Annotated in this window: 2 pseudogenes; one reads left to right on the forward strand and one right to left on the reverse strand. The window is 38.4% G+C overall.

Features of this window, described 5'->3' with window-relative positions:
• Positions 1–117: 117 nt before the first annotated feature.
• Positions 118–213, reverse strand: a pseudogene (locus ACFSO0_RS04985) (transcriptional regulator); the annotation flags it as partial.
• Between the two features lie 68 nt (positions 214–281).
• On the opposite strand from ACFSO0_RS04985, the pseudogene ACFSO0_RS04990 reads away from it, so the two are divergent.
• A pseudogene (locus ACFSO0_RS04990) lies at positions 282–497 on the forward strand (DinB family protein); the annotation flags it as partial.
• Between the last annotated feature and the right edge of the window lie 104 nt (positions 498–601).

The following is a 601-nucleotide window of genomic DNA, read 5'->3' on the forward strand; positions in this document are numbered from 1 at the left end:
CTAAGTTGTCGCAAACCTAACGGTAGGAGGAAATATGGGTGCTGACAAGTGCCTTTTTTGTATTTGCCTTGAGCATTTTTACGCTGCAATATTAGGCATTTCTATTGTGCAATAAACAAGTGCTTGACCATTCATTAAACAGTCCAAGATGATTGCTCTTGTTGGTTCACCAATTAGTTTGGCAATATATGAGATATTCGGATATACATTCATATTTTGATGATACCCTAAATGTATTATTGATACAATTACCTTGAGTCTAATACCAGGGGGAAATAATGATGAATGCAATTGATCTCATTATATTGAACTTAAAAGAAACCCGTCGACGCTCTATAAAATTATGGGAATCACTTCCCGATAGCTGGATTACTTGGAGACCGGATAAAGAGGCGTTGTCCTTTGGGGAAATGATACGTCATGTATGGAGTGCAAGCTTCCATTATCATATGGTCTTAAAAAACAATGGATCTGTTAAAACAAAAACCTCCATGCCTCCTCGAGCCACACCCCATCATGAAAATGGGTTTGGCTCTTTTCGTTTCTTCCCAAACTAGTGAATAACCCTGGGTGAACGAATACGTGGCTTTTTATGGTGGTT

This window comes from Brevibacillus sp. GCM10020057, from assembly GCF_042683565.1.
Classification (GTDB): Bacteria; Bacillota; Bacilli; order Brevibacillales; family Brevibacillaceae; genus Brevibacillus.